1 protein-coding gene is annotated in these 465 nt (G+C 59.4%); it reads left to right on the forward strand.

Annotated elements, in window-relative coordinates; all coding sequences use genetic code 11:
• On the forward strand, positions 1–465 hold a 465-nt coding region (locus AC1D0P_RS29155), incomplete at both ends, for a hypothetical protein (RefSeq protein ID WP_477679921.1).

Below are 465 nucleotides of genomic sequence, written 5' to 3' on the forward strand. Positions count from 1 at the left end.
GCCGCCAATGATCAGCAGCGTCACCGCCACTGGCCTTCTGGTGATCGCGGGGATACAACCTGACCCAGGCTTCCTCACGTCGTGGTGGATCGCCGATGCCGCCGGAACGGCCACGCTCCTGCCCGCGATCGTCCTTTTCCCAAGCTGGAAGGCCCCCGACGTTTCCCTGTCTGAGACGCTTTCCAATTTGCTCTTCTTTCCAGCCGTCATTCTCGTCACGGTTCTTTCGGTATCCTACATATCCTATCCGTTCGTCTATGTCGGCCTCGCGATGATGCTGGTTGCCATCCGTTGCAGGCCCTTGTGGACCGCAATCTGTGCTGCGCTCGTGGTCGTGACGATCACGATCTGTGCTTTCGAAAACGTGTTCAGCTTCGCCGATGGTCCAGGTGCCATCGGCAATGCCCTGCATCTGCATGCAGCAGTCGCCGTTCTCCCGGCGATCGTGTTGAGTCTGGTCGTCGA

It is taken from the genome of Polaromonas sp. P1_G2 (assembly GCF_056405515.1).